This window comes from Burkholderia sp. SIMBA_051 (assembly GCF_046534915.1).
In the GTDB taxonomy this organism is placed as follows: domain Bacteria; phylum Pseudomonadota; class Gammaproteobacteria; order Burkholderiales; family Burkholderiaceae; genus Burkholderia; species Burkholderia ambifaria.
In genome coordinates this window covers 1-263 of record NZ_JAWRXS010000420.1, presented here as the reverse complement: position 1 = coordinate 263, position 263 = coordinate 1, and the positions used below count along the sequence as shown (strand labels likewise).

General features: G+C 62.7%; 1 protein-coding gene. It reads left to right on the top strand.

Going from position 1 to position 263, the window contains the following annotated elements:
- Nucleotides 1-263: esterase-like activity of phytase family protein (locus tag SB771_RS35115; protein WP_410722059.1), on the top strand; the 263-nt coding region annotated here is incomplete at both ends.

Below are 263 nucleotides of genomic sequence, written 5' to 3'. Positions count from 1 at the left end.
ACGAAATCTCGCAGAACACTTCGGGCCGCGTGGCGAACAAGGGCATGGAAGGTCTCGCGATCTCGCCGGACGGCAGGACGCTGTTCGGCGCGATGCAAAGCCCGCTGATTCAGGACGGCGGCACGAGCGGCGGGTATACGCGCATCGTCAGGATTGAGTTACGCAGCGGCAAGACCACGCAGTTTGCCTATCCGCTGACGAACATCGGTACGGCGGCGAAGCCGAAGTATCCGACCATCAGCGACGTGGTGGCCGTCAACGAC